The sequence below is a fragment of the Rhizobium oryziradicis genome (genome assembly GCF_001939045.1).
GTDB classification, from domain to species: domain Bacteria; phylum Pseudomonadota; class Alphaproteobacteria; order Rhizobiales; family Rhizobiaceae; genus Allorhizobium; species Allorhizobium oryziradicis.
The window spans coordinates 128,899-149,964 of the sequence record NZ_MKIM01000021.1; the positions used below are offsets into that span (position 1 = coordinate 128,899).

Consider the following 21,066-nt stretch of genomic DNA (forward strand, 5'->3'; position numbering starts at 1 on the left):
GTGAAAAGCTCATAGAATGGTGTAGCCGCCATCAATCAGCAGATCCGCACCATTGATCATGTTGGCTCCGCTGGAGGCCAGAAACACAGCGGCGGCGGCGATTTCTTCAGGAAAGGCAAACCGACCATTGGGAATGCGCCTTTTGGCCGCCTCGCCCTTTTCGCCAGTCCAGGCATTCTTGCCCAGTTCCGTCAGCACAATGGTGGGCGAAATCGTATTGACACAAATGCCATGGCGTCCCCATTCGGCGGCAAAGGTCTTGGACATGCCGATAACGCCGAATTTTGACGCGCAATAGGCAACATGATCTTCAATGGCAACGGTGCCCGCCTGCGACGCAAGATTGATGATCTTGCCGCCCTTGCCCGCCGCAATCATCACCTTGCCAACGGCCTGCGTCACCAGAAAACTGCCCTTGAGGTTGATGTTAATGGTTTTATCCCAATCCTCCTCCGAGAGCTGATCGGCTGGTGCCAACACCGCAACACCCGCGCTATTGACCGCAATATCAACGCCGCCAAAGGCAGAGACAACATCGCGGACAGCGGCTTGAACAGAGGCTGGATTGGCGACATTGCATTCAAACGCGCGCGCTTGATCACCCAGTGCCAGCGCCTTGGCCTTGGCAACCTCGGCGTTGATATCCAGCACCGCAACGTGCGCGCCCTTGGCAACAAAGGCCTCGGAAATGGCAGCACCAATGCCGGAGGCTCCCCCCGTGACGAGGGCAACCTTGCCCGTGAGCGGGAAATTCAAATCGATATCTGGGGCCTGTGCCGTCATGATGCGACATCCTTGTTTTGTTCTGGCTTGTTTTGTCGAGATTTTGGTTTGGAAAGCGTTTTGGAAAAACCTGTTGGCTGGTGCTGGGCAATCGCCTGCACCAGCCATGTCATCGGCGCATCAATTGCGCTCAGCGAGCAGCTTATCGACGTTGTCTTTGGTCACCGGCGTCCAGGGCACATTGTAATTCTTGTCCTTTCCGTCATTGAAAGGCATGGCTGGATATTGTGCCCAGATGTTTGATTGCGGTTTGTAATTGCCCTTTTTTGCCTTGAAGATGGCAAGGTCGAGGGCTCCTTGCGCCTGAGCGCGGGCATCTTGCAAAATCGAGGTCATGGTGCCGTTTTTCACCGCATGCAGGGCATCGGTGATGCCGTCAATGCCAGCGATGGCAAAATCACCAACCTTCAGCTTTGCAGATTTGATCGCTTCAATCGCACCCAGCGCCATTTCATCATTTTGGCCAATCACGCCATTGATCTGGCCCGGATAGGCGGTGAGCCAGTTTTCCATCAGTGTCTGGGCTTCCGCGCGTGACCAATTGGCGGTCTGATCGGCCAGAACCTTAACGTTGGGGCACTCGGCAAGCGCCTTCTTGTTGCCCTGTAAGCGCGAAATCTGCGCCGACTGTCCAATCGGGCCTTCAAGGATCACCACATTTCCCTTGCAGCCAATTTTATCAAGCACCGTCTTGGCTTCCATATAGCCCGAAATCGTATCATCGGAGCCGACATAGGCCGAGAGAAGATCTGAATTGACCCGCGTGTTGGAACCAATCACCGGAATTCCGGCATCATGAGCGGCCTGAACTGCGGTGGCACCGGCCTCAATATCAATCGGGGCAAAGATGATCGCATCGTATTTTTGCGTGATCATCGTGTTGAACTGTTCCTGCTGGACCAGTGCATCATAGCGGCCATCAAAGATTGTCAGTTCCACCTCGCCGCTTTTGACAGCAGGATGCTGCTTCAGGGCCGCTGACCAGATCTGCATGAACTCGGCATTAAGCCCATAAGGGGCGGCACCGATCTTGAGCTTTTTGTCCTGCGCCAAGGATGGGGATACCATCAGGGCGGTTGCTGCTGCCAACGCTATCAGTAATTTTTTCACGCTCATTCTCCTCCGTTGAACGACGGCGTCCTCCCCGGCTCACCGTTTACCCCACGCGCGCCGCAGTGCGCGTATTGCTGCGCAACCAGCGATCAGTGACCCTGATTGCGCTTTTGATCCAGCATCACAGCGCCCACGATCAGCACGCCTTTCAGCACCTGCTGGTAGTAGGATTGGATGCCCATCAGATCCAAACCGTTGTTCATCACGCCAATGATCAGGGCACCAATCAGCGTGCCCGTGATGCGGCCAACGCCACCCGACAGGCTGGTGCCACCAATGACAACGGCGGCAATGGCATCAAGCTCATAGGCAATGCCCGCCTGTGGCAGTGCCGAGCCGGTGCGCGCCGACAGCAACATGCCCGCAAGCCCGGCCAGCCCGCCCGAAATGACATAGACCGCAAAACGCAGACGGCTGACGGGAATGCCCGAAGTGTTGGCCGCATGCGGGTTGCCGCCAACCGCGTAAATGTAGCGGCCAAAACGCGTTCTGTTTAAGACCCACCACGAGATGGCAAACACCACGCCCAGCAGAATGACAGGCATGGGAATGCCATAGACGCTGCCTGTGCCAATCCATCGAAACTCTGTGGTCAGGGCCGGAACAGGCCGCCCGCCGCCATAGATCAGCGTCATTCCGCGTGCAGCCGAGAGCATGCCCAGCGTGGCGACAAAGGCAGGCACCGCAAAGCGAGAGACGATCACGCCGACAATGGTGCCGCAACAAATGCCGACCAGAATGCCCACCGGCAAGGCGATGAACGCTGAGTATGGCGCGCCCACCACGCCCGCCGTTGCGGATGTGGTGGCAAAGCTTGCGCTGACAATGCCTGCCAGCGCCACGACAGAGCCAACGGACAGATCAATCCCTCGGGTCAAAATCACAAACGTCATGCCAATGGCCAGCACGCCATTAATCGATGTTTGCAGCAGAACATTCGAGATATTTCCCGCCGTCAGAAAATACTCGTTGGAGAAAGCAAGAATGGTGGCCAGCAAAAGAAAGGCGATGAAAATGCCATAGTTCTGAATGATCAAACGACGTTGATCATTGCCAAACCATGGGGACGATAGACGGGTCTCGTTGGTTGACACTGGAATGCCCTCTCAATAGCCTCAGGTTTGCAAATAGCGTGCGGTGTGGCGTCAGGCTGACAGATGAACAAGCGATTGCGCGGTCGTTTCTGCTCTGGGATAAATGCCGGTGCATCGCCCTTGCCGCATCACCAGAATGCGATCCGACATGCCCAACACTTCGTCGATCTCAGATGAAATCATCACCACGGTCCCACCGGCCTCAGCAAAATCGCAAATAATACGGTAGATTTCGCGCTTTGCGCCCACATCGACACCCCGCGTCGGCTCATCGAGCAGAAGCACTTTGGGATTGCGCAAAAACCACTTGCCCAGCACAACCTTCTGCTGGTTGCCACCCGAGAGACCAGACACCGCCATGGTGTCTTGCGCCGCCTTGATATTAAAGCGCGCCATCATGTCGCTGCCGGCTTTGCGCTCCAGACCATTGTTCATGGCAAACCGCGGGCTCATCTCAGGCAGGCTTGCCAGGCAGATATTGTTGCGCACGCTGTCACTGAGATTAAGTCCGGTGCGTTTGCGGTCTTCTGTCACCAGGGCCAGCCCTTTGGCCATCGCATCCGCAGGCTTGCGAATTGTCAGCGTTTCGCCATCAAGCCGGATGGTGCCACTGGCAGGCGTATCAAGGCCAAACAAGCAATCGAATATCTCCGTGCGGCCCGATCCCATCAGGCCGTAGATACCCAGAATTTCACCCTTGTTGGCGACAAAGGAAATATTTTCGATTTTCCCAGGTGCCGTCAAACCCTCGACCTCAAGAGTCACCGCCTGTGTTGGCCGGTTGGTTTTAATATATTCCTCTCCCAATGCGCGCCCGACAATCAGGCGGATCAACTCTGGCCGGTCGATGCTGGCAAGATCACCGCTGCCCACGTGGCATCCATCGCGAAAGACCGTAAAGGCATCGGCAATCTGAAAAATTTCAGACAGCCGGTGCGACACATAGACAATGCCTTTGCCAGCCGCTTTCAGGCGGTGGATGGCCGCAAAAAGCTGTTGGGCTTCCTTCTCGCCGATGGCAGAGGTTGGCTCATCCATAAAAATCACCTCGGCGTCATGGCTCAACGCCTTGGCGATTTCCACCAACTGCACTTGCGCGACAGACAGGTTTGCCATCAACTGGGTTGCGCCTATGCCGAACTCGAGTTGATCGAGCAAAGTCTGCGCATTGCGGTTCATGGTCTTGAAATCTATGCCGCGCCACCGACTGGCGGGTTCGCGGCCGAGATAGATATTCTCAGCCACCGTCATGTAGGGAATGGGGCTGAGTTCTTGCTCGATAATGGCAATTCCGGCGGCAAGCGCCTCTGCGGGGGTAAAATAGGACACGTCCTTGCCACGGCGGCGGATCACGCCGCCATCGCGGGCGTGTATGCCCATCAGGATCTTCAGAAAGGTCGATTTTCCAGCACCATTGCCGCCACACAAGGCATGAACAGAGCCAGAGGCCAGCGTCAGGCGACCATCGCGCAGGGCCGCAACGCCGCCAAAGGACTTCTGCAGTCCTTCGACTTCGAGCAAATAATCCACTTGGGTCTCCTCCCCAATCGGTCCGCCTTGCAGCGGCAAAAGCCTTCAATCTCTGCTCATCCCAATTTTTTGCCCGGCTTTTTAGCCAGCTTTGTGAGGATGCGCATCAACACGGCTCTCTTCCATCACAAGCTCCACCTCGTGATGTTGTTTGACATTTGTCTATCTTGTTCCGACAATTGTCAAGTCAGTTGTCGCAGACTTGAGATCGTTTTTAACGAACCCGCGCCAAAGCCCACAAAACCGCGCTTTATCGCAGGATTTTAGGATGTTATGCGGCCTCCACGATCATGCCCTCAGCGCAGACCGAGCAAGAAAATCCGCTTTGATTGCACCGGTTAACCACGAAGCCTCCAAACATCGTCGTTTTACAGCATCGGGCCGATGCCGATTATCTGCACGATGCTCCGGTGGGTCTTATGGAAAAGGCTGGCACCACGGACCTAACCTTGCGATCCGGCAACTACTCCCAAAATAAACCAGAAGGAGAAATTCTGAAATTTAAAATCTACCTTGAAGGGTGTTTTGTTTCATGCAACTCTACAATTGCGAGCATAAATATAAATAATATCGCTTAAGATGCATTTCTTATGCGTGTGGAGGCTAAAATGGGCAGGCATCTTTGGCAAATGGCGCAGCGGATGGCGCGCGGTTTTCGGGATAGAAAGAGAAAACCTCCGGGGCCGTGGTGGCAAGGGGTGTTGGCAGGCTTGATGATGGCCTGTCTTGGATGGGGTGGTGTTGCGAATGCCTCTGACCATGCGGACCCGAGCAACCTGATGGGGCCGGAAAGCAATATTACCGATCTTTTCTTCTTTCCCGATGGCGACCGATTGGTCCTGATCTTCAATGTCCGCCGGGCCTTGAGCACAAAGCCGCCCTATGATCTTGCGCCCTACACCTATGACGTGAATCTTGATCTCACCACGCCAGTCTCCTTTGACAATCCCGGCGATGTTGCCCGCTATGGCGGCACGGTGAGTGCTCCGGCAAAGCTTCATGCCGATGCCAGGGTGCGCATCCGCCTGAACAATGACGCCGGGCTTGATCGCATCGAATATGAAGGGTTGCAGAACACGGCCGATATTCGCACCAGCTTTGGCGTGCGTGACGATCCGTTCAATTTTCCGCGCTTTTACGGTGTCAATGCCATCAGCATGGTCATGAGCATCCCCCGCAATGCCTTCCCAGCGGGGCAAAAGACGTTTATTTTGTGGGGTACAACCGCAAAGGACGGCATGCAGATCGACCATGTCGGTCGCTCCATCCGCACGCAATTGCCGCGCTTTGGCTTTCTCAACACGGTCGCCCCCAGCCAGCAACTGCCTGCGCTGATGGAGCAATCGATGCGTACGAATGATCTCTACAATTTTCTGCGGGGAAATACCCAGTGGTGGTCCAATGCGCTGGCCGAACTGATGGAAACGACGTTTCTTTTGCGCAAATATGACAACCAGCCGGACGTGATGATCTACACGGATCAATTTAAGGCTGGCTACCCAAATGGCAGGCTCATTACCGATGACGTTGTTGCCCAGACCTGCGCAACAGGTGATTGTTTGCTGATGGATTTATCCTTCATCGAAGGCGGTTTCCCCCGGTCGACGAAAAACGACAAACCGTTCCTGTCGGAGTTTCCTTATCTGGCCGAACCTTGGCCCGAAAAGCCACCGGCACCGCCGCCAACCCGCTCGCTAACGCCCTATCTTGTTGCGGCAATCATTGTGCTGCTGCTGGTCTCCTGGGCCGTGGTGCAAGGCTTGCGCGTGATCTTGCGTCATCTGTGGCAGGTGGTTCGGAATATCTATGCGCTTGCGACAACGTAAGACTGGGTGCTGGCCTGCGGGGTGGTCAGCGCCAGCTTATGCACTGGCGCTGCTGCTCGCGGGACCGGTCTTTGCGCATGATTTCTGGATAGAGCCATCACGCTTTACCCCCGGCGCGGGTATAGCCGTCGCCATTGACTTGAAGGTTGGCGAGGAATTTGTCGGCGATTCCGTGCCACGGCGCACACGAACAACAGACCGCTTTGAACTCTACGCGGGAGATGACGCGCCGCAGCCGATCTCTGGTGCCGATGGCCTATCCCCGGCGGGCACGATTGTGGCGGATGGCGGGCGCACGATGCTGATCGCCTATAGCGGGGCTGGCGGAACAGTCACCCTGCCTGCCGATCGATTTTCCAGCTATCTTGAAAGCCACGGATTGGAATGGGTGATCCGTGAGCGTGCCACACGCTCCGAGGCTAAGGAGCCGGGGCGGGAAAATTTCTACCGTCATGCAAAAATACTACTTGGCGGGGCGGTGGCAGATCCGTCTTTGGGCAGCAAGGCGCTGGGGCAGACACTGGAAATCCTCGTTGATGGCGACCCGACCCAAGACCGCGCACCTTTGGTGACCGGGCGTGTGCTTTGGCACGGACACCCACTTGTCGGCGGTCTTTTGATTGCAAGGGCAAGTGCCGACCCACGCCACCCGCAAAATGTGCGCACAGACACACAAGGCCGATTTTCTCTGACCGTTGACCATGGCGGCATCTGGTTGCTGCAAATCGTCTGGATGGAACGCGCAGGCTGGTTCAGCAGCGAAGATTGGCAAAGCCATTGGTCCTCCCTCACATTCGAAAAGCCACAAAATTGATGAAAAGCTACCTTCTCCTCTTTTTGCGCTCAATTGCGCTCCTTGTGGCGTTGCTGCTGTCTCAGGTGTCTGCCGCCCACGAAATCGGCGAAAGCCGCGTTGTCGTCCAGCTTAACGCCGCATCTTGGACCGCGCTTGTCACCACCGCGCCGACCGCGCTCATCAACCGGCTGGAGTTGGCAGCAGGCATGGCCCCAAGCCGCGACCTTGATGAAGCCCGCGCGCTTGCCATTCTCAAGCAGTTTCAGGGCGCGCTCCCCTCCCATTTCCAGGTCGCCCTTGATGACGTCGCAGTGCCTATCACGGTAGATGTTGAGACGCTTGAAATCCCGGCGGATATCAAACGCCCGGCGCTTGTTGTGTTGAAGGTGGAAGGCGCAATGCCAGACCATGCCAAATCCATGATCTGGCAGTTTGATCTTTTGAAAAGTCGCTATGCCCTGCAACTTGCTGAACGCACCCACTGGCTCGACGGTGACCAGCCAAGCGCGCCGATGCCGCTTTCTCCGGAGCAGGCACAGACCATGGTGCAGCTGGTCAGCGAATATCTCCAGCTGGGCTTTACCCATATCATCCCCGGCGGGCCGGATCATGTGTTGTTCGTGCTGGGGCTTGTTCTTCTGACAACGCGGCTGCGCCCTTTGCTCACGCAGATCACCGCATTCACCGTGGCGCATTGCCTGACGCTACTGCTGGCGCTGGAGGGTGTTATTGCCCTGCCTGCCTCGATTGTTGAGCCGCTGATTGCGCTTTCGATCAGCTATGTTGCCATCGAGAATATTCTGGTGCGGCAGATGACACCTTGGCGGCCCGTGCTGGTCTTCGGCTTCGGGCTGATGCACGGCCTTGGCTTTGCCGGTGTGCTGACCGAGTTGGGGCTCCCAGTGCAAGACCGCCTTGCTGCTATCCTCGCGTTCAATATCGGCGTCGAAGCTGGCCAGCTCACGATTGTTGGTCTTGTGTGTGGCCTTGCGCTTTTCTGGTGGAAAGACAAGCCTTGGTACCGCACCCGCATCGTCTATCCGGCATCGCTTGCCATCGCCCTCATCGGCCTTTACTGGACAGCGGAGCGGATCATCGGGTTTTGATGACGCGGAATTCCTGGAGATATTAGAGCATTTTGCGATTTCTTCGAATCGAAAAATTGCTCTAAGTTTTTGTTTTTGCGCATTTTGAGACGCAAAACCGCGATACACTTTTGCTCAAAATGCTCTAACTGCTTTGGTCCGAAGCTCGGTTTCCGGTTTTCGGACCAAAGCAGTGTTGGAAGCACTTATTCTGCCGCAGTTGCGTCACTCGATGCGGCGTGCATAGGCACCACATTGTCAGCAGGTTTGAGTTGCTGAGAAAGCGCATTCAGAATGGCTTCCAGATCACCACCTTGCACCGTCTTCGGTATGCCTGAGAGCAGTTCGTCGACAATTTCGAAGCCCAGAGAACGGTAGCTTTCAAACTGTGACTCGTCAAACCACTGATCGGCGGTCGGATCGTGCGGGAAGCGTTCGTCCTCATTGGCATAGGCCCGAATACCGGCCTCTTCCGTGCCATGATAACTTGGCTTGATGTAGAGGATATAGCCATCCTCACCTCCCCCGTCCGCATCGGCGTAATGGATGCGGCCGATGGTGCAATATGGGGCGTTGCTTGGCTTGTCGCCGGTGCGGATGCGCGGCTGCAATTGATCCAAATCAGGAAAGGTGAGCGAGACGCCGAGATCGATCTGGATCTTGCGCACAGCATTGCCCAGATCAGCAAAGGTGAAATCGGGATCGCAGCCCGCATCGGAAAGCACGATCAGTCGAACGCGCCGCCTGACCATCTCGTAAAGACCGAGATTTTCGAAATGGCCGCCGTCGGAGAGATTGATATAGGCCCGATCAGACGTGGTAAGGCCAAACGCCTCCTCAATCCATGGAAGAATTGCCTGACGTGGACCGCTCAGACGCCAGGTGTGGTTGCCTTGCTGCCCGGGGTTGCCAAGCCACCAGCCAAGCCGGATGTTGAACAGCGCGAACAGAAGCGTTATCGACGGTGACGAATTGTAGCCCATGTTGGGGTTGGCCGCAGCACCAGAAACCGCCATGGCCGTGCCAAGCGAAATACCGTGTTTGCCACCGTAGAGCGCGGATGGCCGATAGGCACCTTTATAGCGCCCGGAATGGCCGCGCCAGGTGTTGCGTGGATTGAGATCGGCTGCACCGGCGTGGCGTGGCGTGATGACAAACGAGATTGCCTTGCGCTGTTGCCATGCCTTGTTGCGGGTGGAGACGACATTGAGCGTGCAATTGACCACATGGAAGAGGCGAGACACACGAGGCGCATCCCGCTCCGTGGCTTGCGGCCAGATGGTGTTCATCAACGGATTATCTTCAAGGTCGAAGCCGGTAAAGGGATTGGGTTTTCGGTTGCGATGCGTGGCACCGAGATAGGCGCGCACCAACCGGTTGCGATAAAGGTCGTGTAGGGAAAAGCGGTTGATGTTGACGCTGCGCGAGACGAGATAGGCCAGTGTGGCGGCAATCATAAACCCGCCCAAAAGGTGCAGAAGCAATTCCATTTCGGAGACCGGCGGATCTATTTTTTGGCCAAATATCAGCGTATCGAGTTCCGTATTGGCGGCGCTGATCGTGACAGGTGCATTGATCGCATTTGCCAAGAGCAGATCCAGTAGCGATCCGCCCAAAAGCAGGTAGTCGAGAACGCCCGATAACACAATCAGCAACAGGGCCAGAAACACCTGCCCACCAGCGATCTGAAGAATTTTGCGCACCCGCGCAAAGGAGCTGACCACAACGCCACGCTCTGCGCCATCGCCACCACCACTGCCGAGAAGGGCAATTCCGGCGGTGGCTGCAAGACCGCCACCGGTCAGGGACTGGTAAAGATAAGTCGTATCTTCAAGCAAGGCATCCATCAGGCGCGAGCCGAGCAAACCCAGCACGATGGTCGCGGTGCAGCCGATACCAGCCGCAACGAAAAGGCCCGCAGCGCGTGCAAGCCATTCCCGCTGCGCATCCGAGCGGGTTTCGCTGCTGGTGGCGGCAACATAAATGGTTTCGGCGGTGATCTGCGCCATCAGCAACCAGGGCGGGCCGAACACGACAAGCACCAAAAGCCGCGCCGGTGCATAGAGGATATTCACCAACACCATCAGGCCTGCGCAAACAACCCCTCCCCAGACAAGGCCCGCCACCATCCAGCGGACAAGCCTTAGCCAAGGATTGTGAGGTTGAAGACGATGCGTGCGAAACGACAAGAGGAAGCTTGTGAAAAACAAACCGACGCCGATGGCCAGCACAAGCGGTATCGAGGGTGGTTGCGCATCCCACCCGATCGGCAGAATGGCCCAGGTGGTGAGGAAAATACTGCCGATACCCGCCAGAGCAAGATCAAATTTCACGAACCGCTTCTGATTGCCCCCTTCGCCATTGCCAAGGGAATAATTGGTCAGCGTATAGCGCTGGCCAAACAGCAAAAGCAGCCCTCCAGAACCCAACAGCGCCCACCGTGCGGCGGATGTATCAATCATGGGGCCGGTTGCCCCAACCCACGAAATAAAGACCAGCGCGCTTTTGAGCAGCAAAAGGGCGGTGGCAAGGGCTGAAATCACCAAAAGCCAAATCAACACCAGATTGCGCACCACGATGGCCGCAGCCGTCCAGGTGTCAACAGATGTCAACCCCACCTGCGGTGTCAGGTAGTTGCTGTCGCGGCGCAGATCCCGGATCGGCGGCGGTTCCACGTCCGGCCCTTCCGGTCGCTGCGTCAACTGTTGTTGCACCTCGCCAAAGCTTTCGCGGCTCAGCCAGGCAGAGAGCCAACTGCCGATATAGCCACCGCCCGAGACGGTGGAGAGATAACGAAAACGCCCGAGAAGGGCGTCCTCTGGTTTTGCCGCCTGATTTGCGGACCGCCTCGGATGCGTGGCCAGCGCCTGCAGAACGCCAAGCGCAAAGGTTGCGCTGCGGATGCCGCCGCCGGAGATGCAGAGTGCCGAGCGGTTCAACCGGTTGAGCCTTCGGTTCAGCGCCACGCCTTCAACATCATGAGATATCACCTCGCCCTCGATCTCGAAGGCCTCCTGCCGCAGCAGGGTTTCGGTGTCGATCGGTGTTCCGACGAAGTCCTCATCCATTACATCTTCCTCACGGTTTGTGGTTGCCCTCAGGCACGGCCGGATTGTCGCAAGATGACATCAGCGGCTTTTTCGCCGATCATGTAGACGGCGCTGACGATGAAGAAGCCGGGGATGCGCGGAAAGACACTGGCATCCACCACCCGCAACCCACGTACGCCATGCACGGTAAAATCGCTGGCCAGCACGCCAAATTGGTCGCGCGGTCCGATCGGGCATGTGCAGGAGGCATGGTGGCCCCAGGCATTGTCACGCACGAATTGGCGAAGCGCTTCGTCGCTTTGCATCTGCTCGCCGGGCAGATGTTCTTTGACGATCAGGCCGAGCCTTTTCAAAGGTGCCGTCATGGTGCGGACAAACTTGATGCCGGCGACGACAGAATCAAGATCGGCACCGTTGTCATCATTGCCTTCTTCGAAATAGCGAAACTCGATCTGGGGTCTGTCGCGCGGATCAGCAGAGCGCAATGTGACAGAGCCCGCCGTGTTGACCGTATGGGCCTTGAGAATGGCCCAGGTGAGATAGTCCAGATGGGCCGGAAAAAGCGCTGAATAGCCGGGGAAATAGCCGCGAAACAGACCAAGCAGGCCGAAACAGAACAGATCTGGCAGCGGGCGCTCCGGCAAGGAGCGTTTGATAACCGCAAGCACAGCACCATTGGTGGTATAAACACCACCTCGCCGTTTTTTCCACTCGTTATATTGGGGATCGCCCGCGGCAAATTTTGCCCCCTTCAGCACTTCCCAATCGGTGTTCATCTGATTGACGACACCCACCTCATAGCGATCCTGCATATTGCGGCCAACGCCCGGCAGATCGACCCGCACAGGAATGCCGTGTTCCTCCAGATGCTCTTTCGGCCCAATGCCGGACAACATCAGAAGTTGTGGTGTATTGAAGGCACCTCCCGATAGGATCACTTCGCGCGAGCACAGGAATTGCCGGCGCGGAGGCTCACTCTCGACCGGGTTATAGGCTGCGCGGTACAGACGCTCACCCTGCATAACCTCGACGCCAATGGCTTGATTGTGCTCATCAAACAACACGCGCGTCACCAGCGTATCGAGAAGGATCGTCAAGCGGTCCGGATAGCGCGCCTGCACCTCCAGCACGCGCTCGCGCGTGCCTATCCGCTGGTGGTTCCGATTGGAAAGGGGCGGATAGCGGACACCTGTGGCATTTTTGCGCACCAGGCGCCAATCATTAGGATCGCCTTGCCCTTCAATCGTCCAGTCAAGCCCTTCCTCTCTGTTGGGCTGGGCCTTGATGGCCTTGACGGCACTGTCGAAGATGGTGGAGACGAGCCCCTTATCGCCAAGGGCCTCAAGCGGGATGGCCTTTTCTGTTCGCAGCCAGCCTTTCCATCCATGTCGTGTGGGGTTCCAGCCAAGCTTTGCCAACCAGCGATAGAGAAAGAAGCGATGGTGGCAATTTTCCATGCGCTCAAAGATCTTGCGCATGTTGTCGTGGTTCCAGCTATCGTCGCCGGTCAACTCCGCAATGCCATCCCAATCGGCATTGTGCGGGTAGACAAAGATCTGCGCGTTATGTGCGGTGCAACCGCCGAGCGTTCCAGCGCGCGGATAAAGCACGCCATCCTCTTCGGGAACGAATTTTGGATCGCGTTCTTGCAGTTTGCGACTGGAGTAGTGGCGCACGAAAAAGTCCCAGCGCATGCCGGTATTTTCAGAGGCGAAGGGATGCATGACCGGCACGTCATAATCATCCGGCAGGCGGTTTTCGCCCGGATAGGCGGGATCGCCGCCTTTCAACGTGCGTGGATCACCCCCCGCTTCGATCAGAAGAACCGTCGCTCCCGCCTCGGCCAGACGGGCAGCCAATGTGCCGCCCCCGGCACCCGATCCCACGATGATATATTCGAATTTTTTGTCCAGCGCAGTGCTGGTATCTGTCCCGACCATGGACCAACCCCCGATGTTTTGGAAAATGAAAAAGCGGGGTGTTGCCACCCCGCTTGCGCTCAGAAGGTTTTCAGGAAAGCGATCAGCGCTTCCTTGTCGGCATTGTCCAAGCCTTGCGGAGCTGGCACGCCGCCAATGCTCGGCACGCGATCACTGCCGAAATAATGGCCGCGATTCACCTCGAAATCTGCGCATTTGCTGAGCGACAAAAGTGGGGTCTTGAGGTTTGCAAACACCTTGATGGCATCTGCATCGCTGGCATTGGCACCAAGCGCTTTCAGGTCCGCCTTGATCTTGAGAAGAAGCGAAATAAGCTTCGTATCTTGATTGAGGTTCTCGATCTTGTTGGCCTCGTCGAGCCTCAGTTCGAGGTTTGAGAGGATGTTGACTGGCGTGCCCTTCGGGATTGGTCCGATCTTCACGCCGCCATCGCCAAACAACCATGGCAGGAAGCGCTCCAGCGGGCCAATGAGCTTGGCAAGACCATCGGGCAGATAGCCGGCCGGCACTTCCAGATAAGAGATTGCATCTGTGCGATAAATCTCACCAACACCCTTATTGCCCAGGATGTCGTCTTTCTTGCGGGTCTCAGGCCATAGCATCTGGCGTATGCCCGCCTCAAAAGCGTTGACGCGATATTCGACCGTCGGGTTCGGGCTATAGGCCCCCATATCATTGCCAACGCTGTTGTTGAGCAGGTAAGGCGCTGTCGACCAGAGACTGGCGAGGTTTGCAGGGCGTGTATAGCCGCGGCCGCCTGCCGGCATGGCATAGTCTGTCGGCTCGCCGGTGAAGGGATCCTTGACCTTGATCGTGCCGACCGAGGGCAGATCCTTGTAAGACTGCGAGGTGAAATTATCCCAGATATTGCCCGCGATACCATTGGTGGCGAGAGGCGAGCAGGCATTGGTTTCCAGAAGCGTTACCGGCACACGCATCTCGGTTGAAAGATAATTGCCGTCGAGGAAGTCGGGACGCAGCGCAATGTCCGTCATCGCCTTCTTGTAAGCCGGGGTCTGGACATAGCCCCAATAGGCATTCCAGCGCTTGATATAGTCCGGCCCGATGCTGTCGCGCGGATCGACATTAGCTGGGAAATCCGGCTGCTTGGAAGAGTGGCAGGCGGCGCAGTTTTCCGCAAAGACGGTTTTGCCGCGGGCAAGTATCGCCTCATCGGTTGAAAGGAACTGCTGTCCAGCCGGCGTATCCTTCAGCTTGTGCGGCGTACCGATGGATTTATTGAGGAAGAATTGGGCAACAAACGGGGTCTGTTGTTCGGTCGCCTGCCAGTAGACGGAGTTTTTGCGACCATCCTCAATGCGGATTGGGCTGACGGATTTACCGCCCACCAGCGGGTTGAAGTGCAGCAACCATTCCTCACTGAACAGGCCGATGTTGATATAGACGCGATTAAGCGCACCCAGCACACCAACCGAATCCGCGCCATCCTTCAACACATGCGGCGTCCAGACGGTGTCAGGTGCCTTGAAGGTGGAATCAAACGCTTCATAGCCCGGAAAATCCTTGAACTGCTTGTTATCAAGCCCGCCGCCCGCAAGCTTTTCCTTGCCCAGCCTCAGCCCAAGTTCCACTCGCTCCTTGGTCTGGTAGACCGCGTTCATGGTGCGTGGATTGTTGATGTAATCGGTTGAGACCAACGAGGTATCCAGCGTGCCAGGCTTTGCCGTATGCACCAGCTGGAAGATGAAGTTTTTCTGGTTGGCATCCCACGAGAAGATACGGTCGATCCAGAAAAACTGCGCACCGACCACCGAAGACAGATTTTCCCACTTGGGATTGTTCGGATCGGCTGGCGAATTGGTCGGATCAGGACCGACATGACAGAAGCCGCAACCCATGCCCACCCGGTAAGGGCGCACCAGATCCTTGCGGTTGTAATAGCTCGGATCATTGTAATAGCGTTCAGCATCCCAGTCCTTGGCCGCCTTCTCATCAAAGGCTGGATTGGGAAACAGGCGCAAGCCCACAATGCCTGTCGGCTCGCCGTAAAATGAGCCAACCGGCAGAGTTTTGCCGGTTTTCGGGTCCACCGTCTTGCCACGCCCACCAATGGCAACACCCTTGTATTTATCGGCATTGGCAAAGGGATCGGCTGCGCATTTTGAATCGCGCACATCAAGCCACAGGCCAAAATGTTCGGGATCGGGCGCTGTTGGCTTGCTGAAGCAAGGCTCGTTGACCAGCCCGAGATAACCCCAGCGGTTGTCGCGCGTAGCTTTGAGGCCGGGATAGCTGGAAATCGTCTTCAGGAGATCAAAACTACCAAAGGAAGAATTGGTGAGGCCATCCCACAACCGATCATTGCCGCCGGTCCAGACAATCCAGTTGTTGCGGCCCTTCACCTCGTCGGCGGAGAGCTTCACGCCCTTGTAGCCGCCGTCCATATCGGCAAAGTAATCTTCATCGGCGGCAGGGAATGACTTGAGGTCGCGACCGGCCAACATTGGCTCGTCCTTAACCTGCCCCGGCTTCGGGCCTCCGCCTCCGCCCGTCAAAAGTGCTGCCACGACGGCTACTCCCGCCACAACAACGACCGCACCAGCGGTCCACCACAAGAACCTGCGTTTCGCCATTTCCGCCCCCTTGAAACACTTTAAAAGTGCACAATAGAATAAAACCCTAATAGGTAGCGGTATCACTCGCTAAGGTAGATTTGCAATCGACCACTCTCCTAAAAGTGATATTTTTTGCAATACACCCAAAAAGAGTACATCGCAAAACCATAGATCAATGTTCAACTCTTGGTGGAAGCGGTGAGCGCAGTCTGTTGCACGCGCGCAAACGATGACCGAGTGCCAATACGATTTGAGGATGCCGTTACGATGATCCGTTGGGGGGCAATGCCGGGCCTTGTGTCCATGCAATGGCGCTGCTCAGCATGGTTGCAGCGAAGCATTTTAATTTATAAAAATGCTCAATTGTAAAAATTGAATATACATCACTTTATTCATATAATTGAATTTAAAAAATATAATATTAGTCAGAACCATTCGATCGATTCAACACACTTGAATACATTCCTGTTGTTCTAAATTCAGTTGGGCTCGCGCCGAAATGACGCCTGAACACTTTCGAAAAATAGTTTTGCTCTTCAAATCCGCACATCATCGATATTTCTTTTATGGAGAGATTCGGTCCCTTTGTGAGGAGTTTTACCGCTCTTTTGAGGCGGGAGTGCAAGACATATTCCGCAGGAGGCATGCCTTCGCTGGCGGCAAAAACGCGTGAAAAATGCGCGCGGCTGAGGCCTGAGATGGTTGCCAATTGCGCAACAGACAGGGGCTGATCGAGATTGTTGGCGATGTAATCAATCACCTTCTGCATTGTTCTAAATTCAGTGCTCCACACAGGGTGGGAGCCAAACACGTCATCGTAGAGCGCCATGGCCGCTTCATAAGCGATGGACGATGCATGGCCGGGCATATCTGCGCCGCCGGACATCAATCTTCGGCTGCAATCGGCAAGGTGCTCTATCGTGTCTTCCTGCAAGGTCAGCACTGGTCCAGTCGCCGCCAGGATCGCCTTATGGATTCGAAGCGCCTCCTCGCCATTCATCGATATCCAGAAGAATTCCCAATGCCCGCCCGCCTCCAGCCAATACCGATGATTGTGTGGTACCATAACCAGCAAGGTTTGACCTGGCATGACCCTGTGGTTGGTGTTCTCATACCGCAGGTTTCCAGCACCGGAAATGGTGTGCTGCAACACCGTGAACGGCGTTTGGCCGCGTTTACGTCCATCCCAGTCATAGGTTGCATCACTGCGAACCTCATAGCCTGTGCTGGTCGGCATGGTGTGCAGGCTATGACGCCCCCGTGGCAGCGAGACGGTGCGCATGGCGGGGCCAGCATCAATCATCGACTTTAGCACAGAATTACCCATGAAAGCATAATACCTCTCTGGTGGAGTGGGAAATTTTACCGATAATGGCCCCCAAGAGGACAATATACGTTGGTGAGCAGGACATTCGCAAGAATTGTTATAGCCTACAGAATGGGCGCAGCATTCAGGCGTGGGTGAACCGATTTTACCCAATCATTCAGCCCGATCATTCAGAATGCCACCTGATACCTATGGAGGAGGATTGCATGAGCAGCTTCAAGATCGCCATTATTGGTGCCGGCAGTGTCGGATTTACCAAAAAACTTTTCACTGACATTTTAAGCGTGCCGGAGTTTCACGATGTGGAATTTGCGCTCACCGATATCAGCCAGCACAATCTTGATATGATCAAGACAATCCTCGACCGGATTGTCGAGGCCAACAAGCTGCCTGCCAAGGTCACAGCCTCAACAGATCGCCGCGATGCTATCTCGGGTGCACGCTACATTATCAGCTGTGTGCGCGTTGGTGGTCTTGGGGCCTATGCCGATGATATTCGCATTCCGCTGAAATACGGCGTTGATCAATGTGTGGGCGATACGATTTGCGCAGGTGGCATTCTCTATGGCCAACGCAATATTCCGGTCATTCTGGATTTCTGCAAAGACATCCGCGAGCTGGCCGAGCCGGACGCGAAATTCCTCAACTATGCCAACCCCATGGCCATGAACACCTGGGCCGCGATTGAATATGGCAAGGTGGAGACCATTGGCCTTTGCCATGGTGTGCAGCATGGTGCCGAGCAGATTGCCGAGATTTTGGGCGCAGGTCCGGGCGAGTTGGACTATGTTTGCTCCGGTATCAATCACCAGACATGGTTTGTCGATGTGCGCGTCAAAGGCCGCAAGATTGGCAAGCAGGAATTGGTCGATGCGTTTGAAGCCCATCCGGTGTTCTCAAAGCAGGAGAAGTTGCGCATTGATGTGCTCAAGCGCTTTGGCGTTTATTCCACCGAGAGCAACGGCCATCTGTCGGAATATCTGCCATGGTATCGCAAGCGGCCGGAAGAGATTACCCGCTGGATTGATATGTCCGACTGGATTCACGGCGAAACCGGCGGCTATCTGCGCTATTCGACCGAGACCCGCAATTGGTTTGAAACCGAGTTTCCGCAGTTTCTGGAAAGTGCGGGCAAGCCGCTGGACCCGGCCAAACGCTCCAATGAACACGCCAGCCATATTCTGGAAGCACTCGAAACCGGGCGGATCTATCGCGGCCATTTCAATGTGAAAAACAATGGCATCATCACCAATCTGCCGTCAGATGCGATTATTGAATCGCCCGGATTTGTGGATCGTTTCGGCATCAACATGGTGGCGGGCATCACCTTGCCAGAGGCCTGTGCGGCCACCTGCATTTCCTCCATCAATGTGCAGCGCATGTCTGTTCATGCGGCAATTGCCGGGGATATTGATCTGTTGAAGCTGGCGGTGCTGCATGATCCGCTGGTGGGGGCCATTTGCACGCCGGAAGAGGTCTGGCAAATGGTGGATGAGATGGTGATGGCGCAAAGCCAATGGCTGCCACAATATGCCCATGCCGTCCCTGAGGCCAAGGAGCGTCTGAGCAAGGCAACCGTCAAGACCCGCGACTGGAAGGGTGTTGCCAGGCGCGATGTGCGCTCCATTGATGAATTGCGCGCCGAAAAAGAAGCGACAAAGCTGAAGGCCGCAAGCTGATCCAGACAAAAGCATAACATCCGGTTTCTGAGGAGGGGCCGGATGTTGCGCAGCGTGGGAGCGTTGCGGTTTGCGGACAATTTTGAAGTTGAGGAGGGAACAATCACCATGAAAAGCGTCATCCACACCGGAAAGACCGCAGCCCTGTTTTTGGGTGTGTCGGTCTTTGCTGTTGCAGCCTTTGCATCCGAGCCGACCGTTGTGCCAGAGGCCCCGCCCTTTCCGGGGCAAGGCAAGATTACCTTTGTGCCGCGTGACTCGATTGAGGAGTTCAAGGCCCTGCCGAGTTACAGCGAGCCTGATTGGGTGACGGAGAAATTTGTTAAAACCGGAAAATTGCCACCGGTGACAGAGCGCTTGCCGAAGGAGCCGCTGGTGTTCAAAACCGGCAATATGCCCGATGGCATCGGTGTCTATGGTGACACATTGCGCCACGTCATTGGCGGCAGGCCCGAGGGCTGGAATTATACGGCAGGCCAGACCCAGGGCTGGGGCGGCATCGACATTGCCATGTCAGAGTGCCTCACGCGCACGGCACCGCTTTATCAGGTGAAGGCCGATGATGTGGAGCCTCTGCCCAACCTGGCCAAGAGCTGGGAATGGTCTTCCGATGGACACAAGCTCACCATGCACCTGATTGAAGGCGCAAAATGGTCGGATGGCGTGCCGTTTACCTCCGACGATGTGATGTTTTACTGGAACGACAATGTGTTGGACAGAAATGTTACCCCGTTGAACGGGGCGACGCCTGAAACCTTTGGCGTCGGCACAACGCTGAAAGCCATTGATGATTACACCGTGGAATGGACCTTCAAGGAGGCGTTCCCGCGGCAATATTTGTTCGCCATGGCTTACGGAACATTCTGCCCGGGCCCTTCCCATATCCTCAAAACCAAACACCCGAAATATGCCAAGGGCTTCACCTATGATCAGTATAAAAACGGCTGGCCGCCGGAATATATGAACATTCCGGTGATGGGTGCCTGGGTGCCAGTGTCTTACCGTCCTGACGACATGATCGTGCTGCGCCGCAATCCCTATTACTGGAAGGTGGACGAGCAGGGACATCAACTGCCCTATATCAATGAGCTGCATTACAAGCTCTCGACCTGGGCCGACCGCGATGTGCAGGCGATTGCAGGCTCTGGCGATCTGTCCAATCTTGAGCAGCCGGAAAATTTTGTTGAAAGCCTCAAGCGGGCAGCCCAGCCATCGGCTCCCTCGCGCCTTGCCTTTGGCGCGCGCCTGATTGGCTATAATCTGCGGCTCAATTATTCGGCCAATGGCTGGGGTGATCCTGATGCGCGCGCTCAAGCCGTGCGTGAGCTGAACCGCAATCCCGATTTCCGCAAAGCCGTTACCATGGCGCTGGATCGCCAGAAGATCGGGGAATCGCTTGTGAAAGGGCCGTTCACGGCCATTTATCCGGGTGGATTGTCGTCTGGCACCAGCTTTTATGACCGTCAATCGACGGTCTATTATCCCTTTGATCTGGCTGGGGCAAAGGCGCTTTTGGCCAAGGCCGGCCTGAAAGACACGGATGGCGACGGTTTCGTCAATTTTCCGGCCGGTGTGGCGGGTGGTCAGGATGTGCAAATCGTGCTTTTGGCCAGCTCTGACTATGGCACCGACCGCAACCTTGCTGAAGGCGTGATTGGCCAGATGGAAAAGCTGGGCCTCAAAGTGGTGCTGAACTCGCTGGACGGCGTCAAGCGCGATCAGGCCAATTATGGCGGCCGATTTGACTGGATGATCCGCCGCAATGATCCCGACATGACATCTGTGGTGCAAAACACCGCACAGCTGGCACCCACCGGACCACGCACAAGCGCGCATCACCGGGCCGGGAAAGATGGCACTGTGGATCTGATGCCCTATGAGGCGCAGCTGGTTGCCATCGTCAACAAATTCATCTCATCTCAGGACAATGCTGAGCGCCGGGACTTGATGAAACAGTATCAGAAGATCGCCACCGAAAATGTCGATACCATTGGGCTGACGGAATATCCCGGGGCACTGATCATCAACAAGCGGTTTTCCAACGTTCCGGTGGGCGCTCCCATCTTCATGTTCAACTGGGCCGAAGACACCATTATCCGCGAACGCATGTTTGTGGCTGCCGACAAGCAGGGTGATTATGAGCTGTTCAAGCAGCAGCTTCCAGGCAAACCCGGCGAAAACAAACCTCTCAACTGATCAGCAGCGCTTCAGCCTGTGACAATTTCACGGGCTGAAGGCCATTCCTGAAACACTGGCCTGAAACACAA

General features: G+C 55.9%; 13 protein-coding genes. 5 read left to right on the forward strand and 8 right to left on the reverse strand.

From position 1 onward, the window contains the following. Positions 1-9 precede the first annotated feature (9 nt). The 4 genes from BJF95_RS03425 to BJF95_RS03440 all read right to left on the reverse strand — a co-directional run bounded on the left by BJF95_RS03425 (position 10) and on the right by BJF95_RS03440 (position 4,520). A complete protein-coding gene (locus BJF95_RS03425; RefSeq protein WP_075638052.1) occupies positions 10-783 on the reverse strand; it encodes an SDR family oxidoreductase in 774 nt (257 codons plus the stop codon). 120 nt (positions 784-903) lie between these two features. After that, the gene (locus tag BJF95_RS03430; RefSeq protein WP_075638134.1) at positions 904-1,893 is read right to left on the reverse strand and encodes a substrate-binding domain-containing protein; all 990 of its coding nucleotides are present in this window, start codon (positions 1,891-1,893) and stop codon (positions 904-906) included. 92 nt (positions 1,894-1,985) lie between these two features. Beyond that, positions 1,986-2,990, reverse strand: coding sequence for an ABC transporter permease (locus tag BJF95_RS03435; protein WP_075638053.1), 1,005 nt, complete (start codon positions 2,988-2,990; stop codon positions 1,986-1,988). A 51-nt stretch (positions 2,991-3,041) separates the two neighbouring features. Then, positions 3,042-4,520, reverse strand: a complete 1,479-nt coding sequence (locus BJF95_RS03440) for a sugar ABC transporter ATP-binding protein (RefSeq protein WP_075638135.1) — start codon at positions 4,518-4,520, stop codon at positions 3,042-3,044. A gap of 608 nt (positions 4,521-5,128) precedes the next feature. On the opposite strand from BJF95_RS03440, the gene BJF95_RS03445 reads away from it, so the two are divergent. Genes BJF95_RS03445 through BJF95_RS03455 form a run of 3 tightly spaced genes read left to right on the forward strand, consistent with a single transcriptional unit; the run spans position 5,129 to position 8,248 of the window. Beyond that, positions 5,129-6,346, forward strand: coding sequence for a hypothetical protein (locus BJF95_RS03445; protein WP_075638054.1), 1,218 nt, complete (start codon positions 5,129-5,131; stop codon positions 6,344-6,346). Next, on the forward strand, positions 6,327-7,160 hold the full coding sequence (locus tag BJF95_RS03450) for a DUF4198 domain-containing protein (RefSeq protein ID WP_075638055.1): 834 nt from the start codon (positions 6,327-6,329) through the stop codon (positions 7,158-7,160). The genes BJF95_RS03445 and BJF95_RS03450 overlap by 20 nt, the downstream gene beginning before the upstream one ends. Beyond that, the gene (locus tag BJF95_RS03455) at positions 7,160-8,248 is read left to right on the forward strand and encodes a HupE/UreJ family protein (protein WP_075638056.1); all 1,089 of its coding nucleotides are present in this window, start codon (positions 7,160-7,162) and stop codon (positions 8,246-8,248) included. Before BJF95_RS03450 ends, BJF95_RS03455 begins: the two co-directional genes overlap by 1 nt. 185 nt (positions 8,249-8,433) lie before the next feature. Here the strand turns inward: BJF95_RS03455 and BJF95_RS03460 are convergent, their stop codons facing one another. The 4 genes from BJF95_RS03460 to BJF95_RS03475 form a co-directional block, all read right to left on the reverse strand. After that, positions 8,434-11,295 carry a patatin-like phospholipase family protein gene (locus tag BJF95_RS03460; RefSeq protein ID WP_075638057.1) on the reverse strand — a complete coding sequence of 954 codons (2,862 nt, stop codon included), beginning with the start codon at positions 11,293-11,295 and terminating at the stop codon, positions 8,434-8,436. A gap of 29 nt (positions 11,296-11,324) precedes the next feature. Beyond that, a complete protein-coding gene (locus tag BJF95_RS03465) occupies positions 11,325-13,217 on the reverse strand; it encodes a GMC family oxidoreductase (protein WP_075638136.1) in 1,893 nt (630 codons plus the stop codon). A 59-nt stretch (positions 13,218-13,276) separates the two neighbouring features. Then, positions 13,277-15,811, reverse strand: a complete 2,535-nt coding sequence (locus BJF95_RS03470) for a c-type cytochrome (protein ID WP_075638058.1) — start codon at positions 15,809-15,811, stop codon at positions 13,277-13,279. 403 nt (positions 15,812-16,214) lie between these two features. Then, a complete protein-coding gene (locus BJF95_RS03475) occupies positions 16,215-17,120 on the reverse strand; it encodes an AraC family transcriptional regulator (protein ID WP_075638059.1) in 906 nt (301 codons plus the stop codon). A 206-nt stretch (positions 17,121-17,326) separates the two neighbouring features. Between BJF95_RS03475 and melA the strand changes: the two genes are divergently transcribed. Both melA and BJF95_RS03485 read left to right on the forward strand, forming a co-directional pair. After that, the gene (gene melA, locus BJF95_RS03480; protein WP_075638137.1) at positions 17,327-18,799 is read left to right on the forward strand and encodes an alpha-glucosidase/alpha-galactosidase; all 1,473 of its coding nucleotides are present in this window, start codon (positions 17,327-17,329) and stop codon (positions 18,797-18,799) included. 108 nt (positions 18,800-18,907) lie between these two features. Beyond that, the gene (locus tag BJF95_RS03485) at positions 18,908-20,995 is read left to right on the forward strand and encodes an ABC transporter substrate-binding protein (RefSeq protein WP_075638138.1); all 2,088 of its coding nucleotides are present in this window, start codon (positions 18,908-18,910) and stop codon (positions 20,993-20,995) included. The last annotated feature ends 71 nt before the right edge of the window (positions 20,996-21,066 follow it).

What these genes read in the sequence shown, in the direction of transcription:
- BJF95_RS03425 (WP_075638052.1), bottom strand. Translation starts at nt 783, where the DNA reads ATGACGGCACAGGCCCCAGATATCGATTTGAATTTCCCGCTCACGGGC.
- BJF95_RS03445 (WP_075638054.1), top strand. Translation starts at nt 5,129, where the DNA reads ATGGGCAGGCATCTTTGGCAAATGGCGCAGCGGATGGCGCGCGGTTTT.
- BJF95_RS03450 (WP_075638055.1), top strand. Translation starts at nt 6,327, where the DNA reads ATGCGCTTGCGACAACGTAAGACTGGGTGCTGGCCTGCGGGGTGGTCA.
- BJF95_RS03455 (WP_075638056.1), top strand. Translation starts at nt 7,160, where the DNA reads ATGAAAAGCTACCTTCTCCTCTTTTTGCGCTCAATTGCGCTCCTTGTG.
- BJF95_RS03460 (WP_075638057.1), bottom strand. Translation starts at nt 11,295, where the DNA reads ATGGATGAGGACTTCGTCGGAACACCGATCGACACCGAAACCCTGCTG.
- BJF95_RS03465 (WP_075638136.1), bottom strand. Translation starts at nt 13,217, where the DNA reads ATGGTCGGGACAGATACCAGCACTGCGCTGGACAAAAAATTCGAATAT.
- BJF95_RS03470 (WP_075638058.1), bottom strand. Translation starts at nt 15,811, where the DNA reads ATGGCGAAACGCAGGTTCTTGTGGTGGACCGCTGGTGCGGTCGTTGTT.
- BJF95_RS03475 (WP_075638059.1), bottom strand. Translation starts at nt 17,120, where the DNA reads ATGGGTAATTCTGTGCTAAAGTCGATGATTGATGCTGGCCCCGCCATG.
- melA (WP_075638137.1), top strand. Translation starts at nt 17,327, where the DNA reads ATGAGCAGCTTCAAGATCGCCATTATTGGTGCCGGCAGTGTCGGATTT.
- BJF95_RS03485 (WP_075638138.1), top strand. Translation starts at nt 18,908, where the DNA reads ATGAAAAGCGTCATCCACACCGGAAAGACCGCAGCCCTGTTTTTGGGT.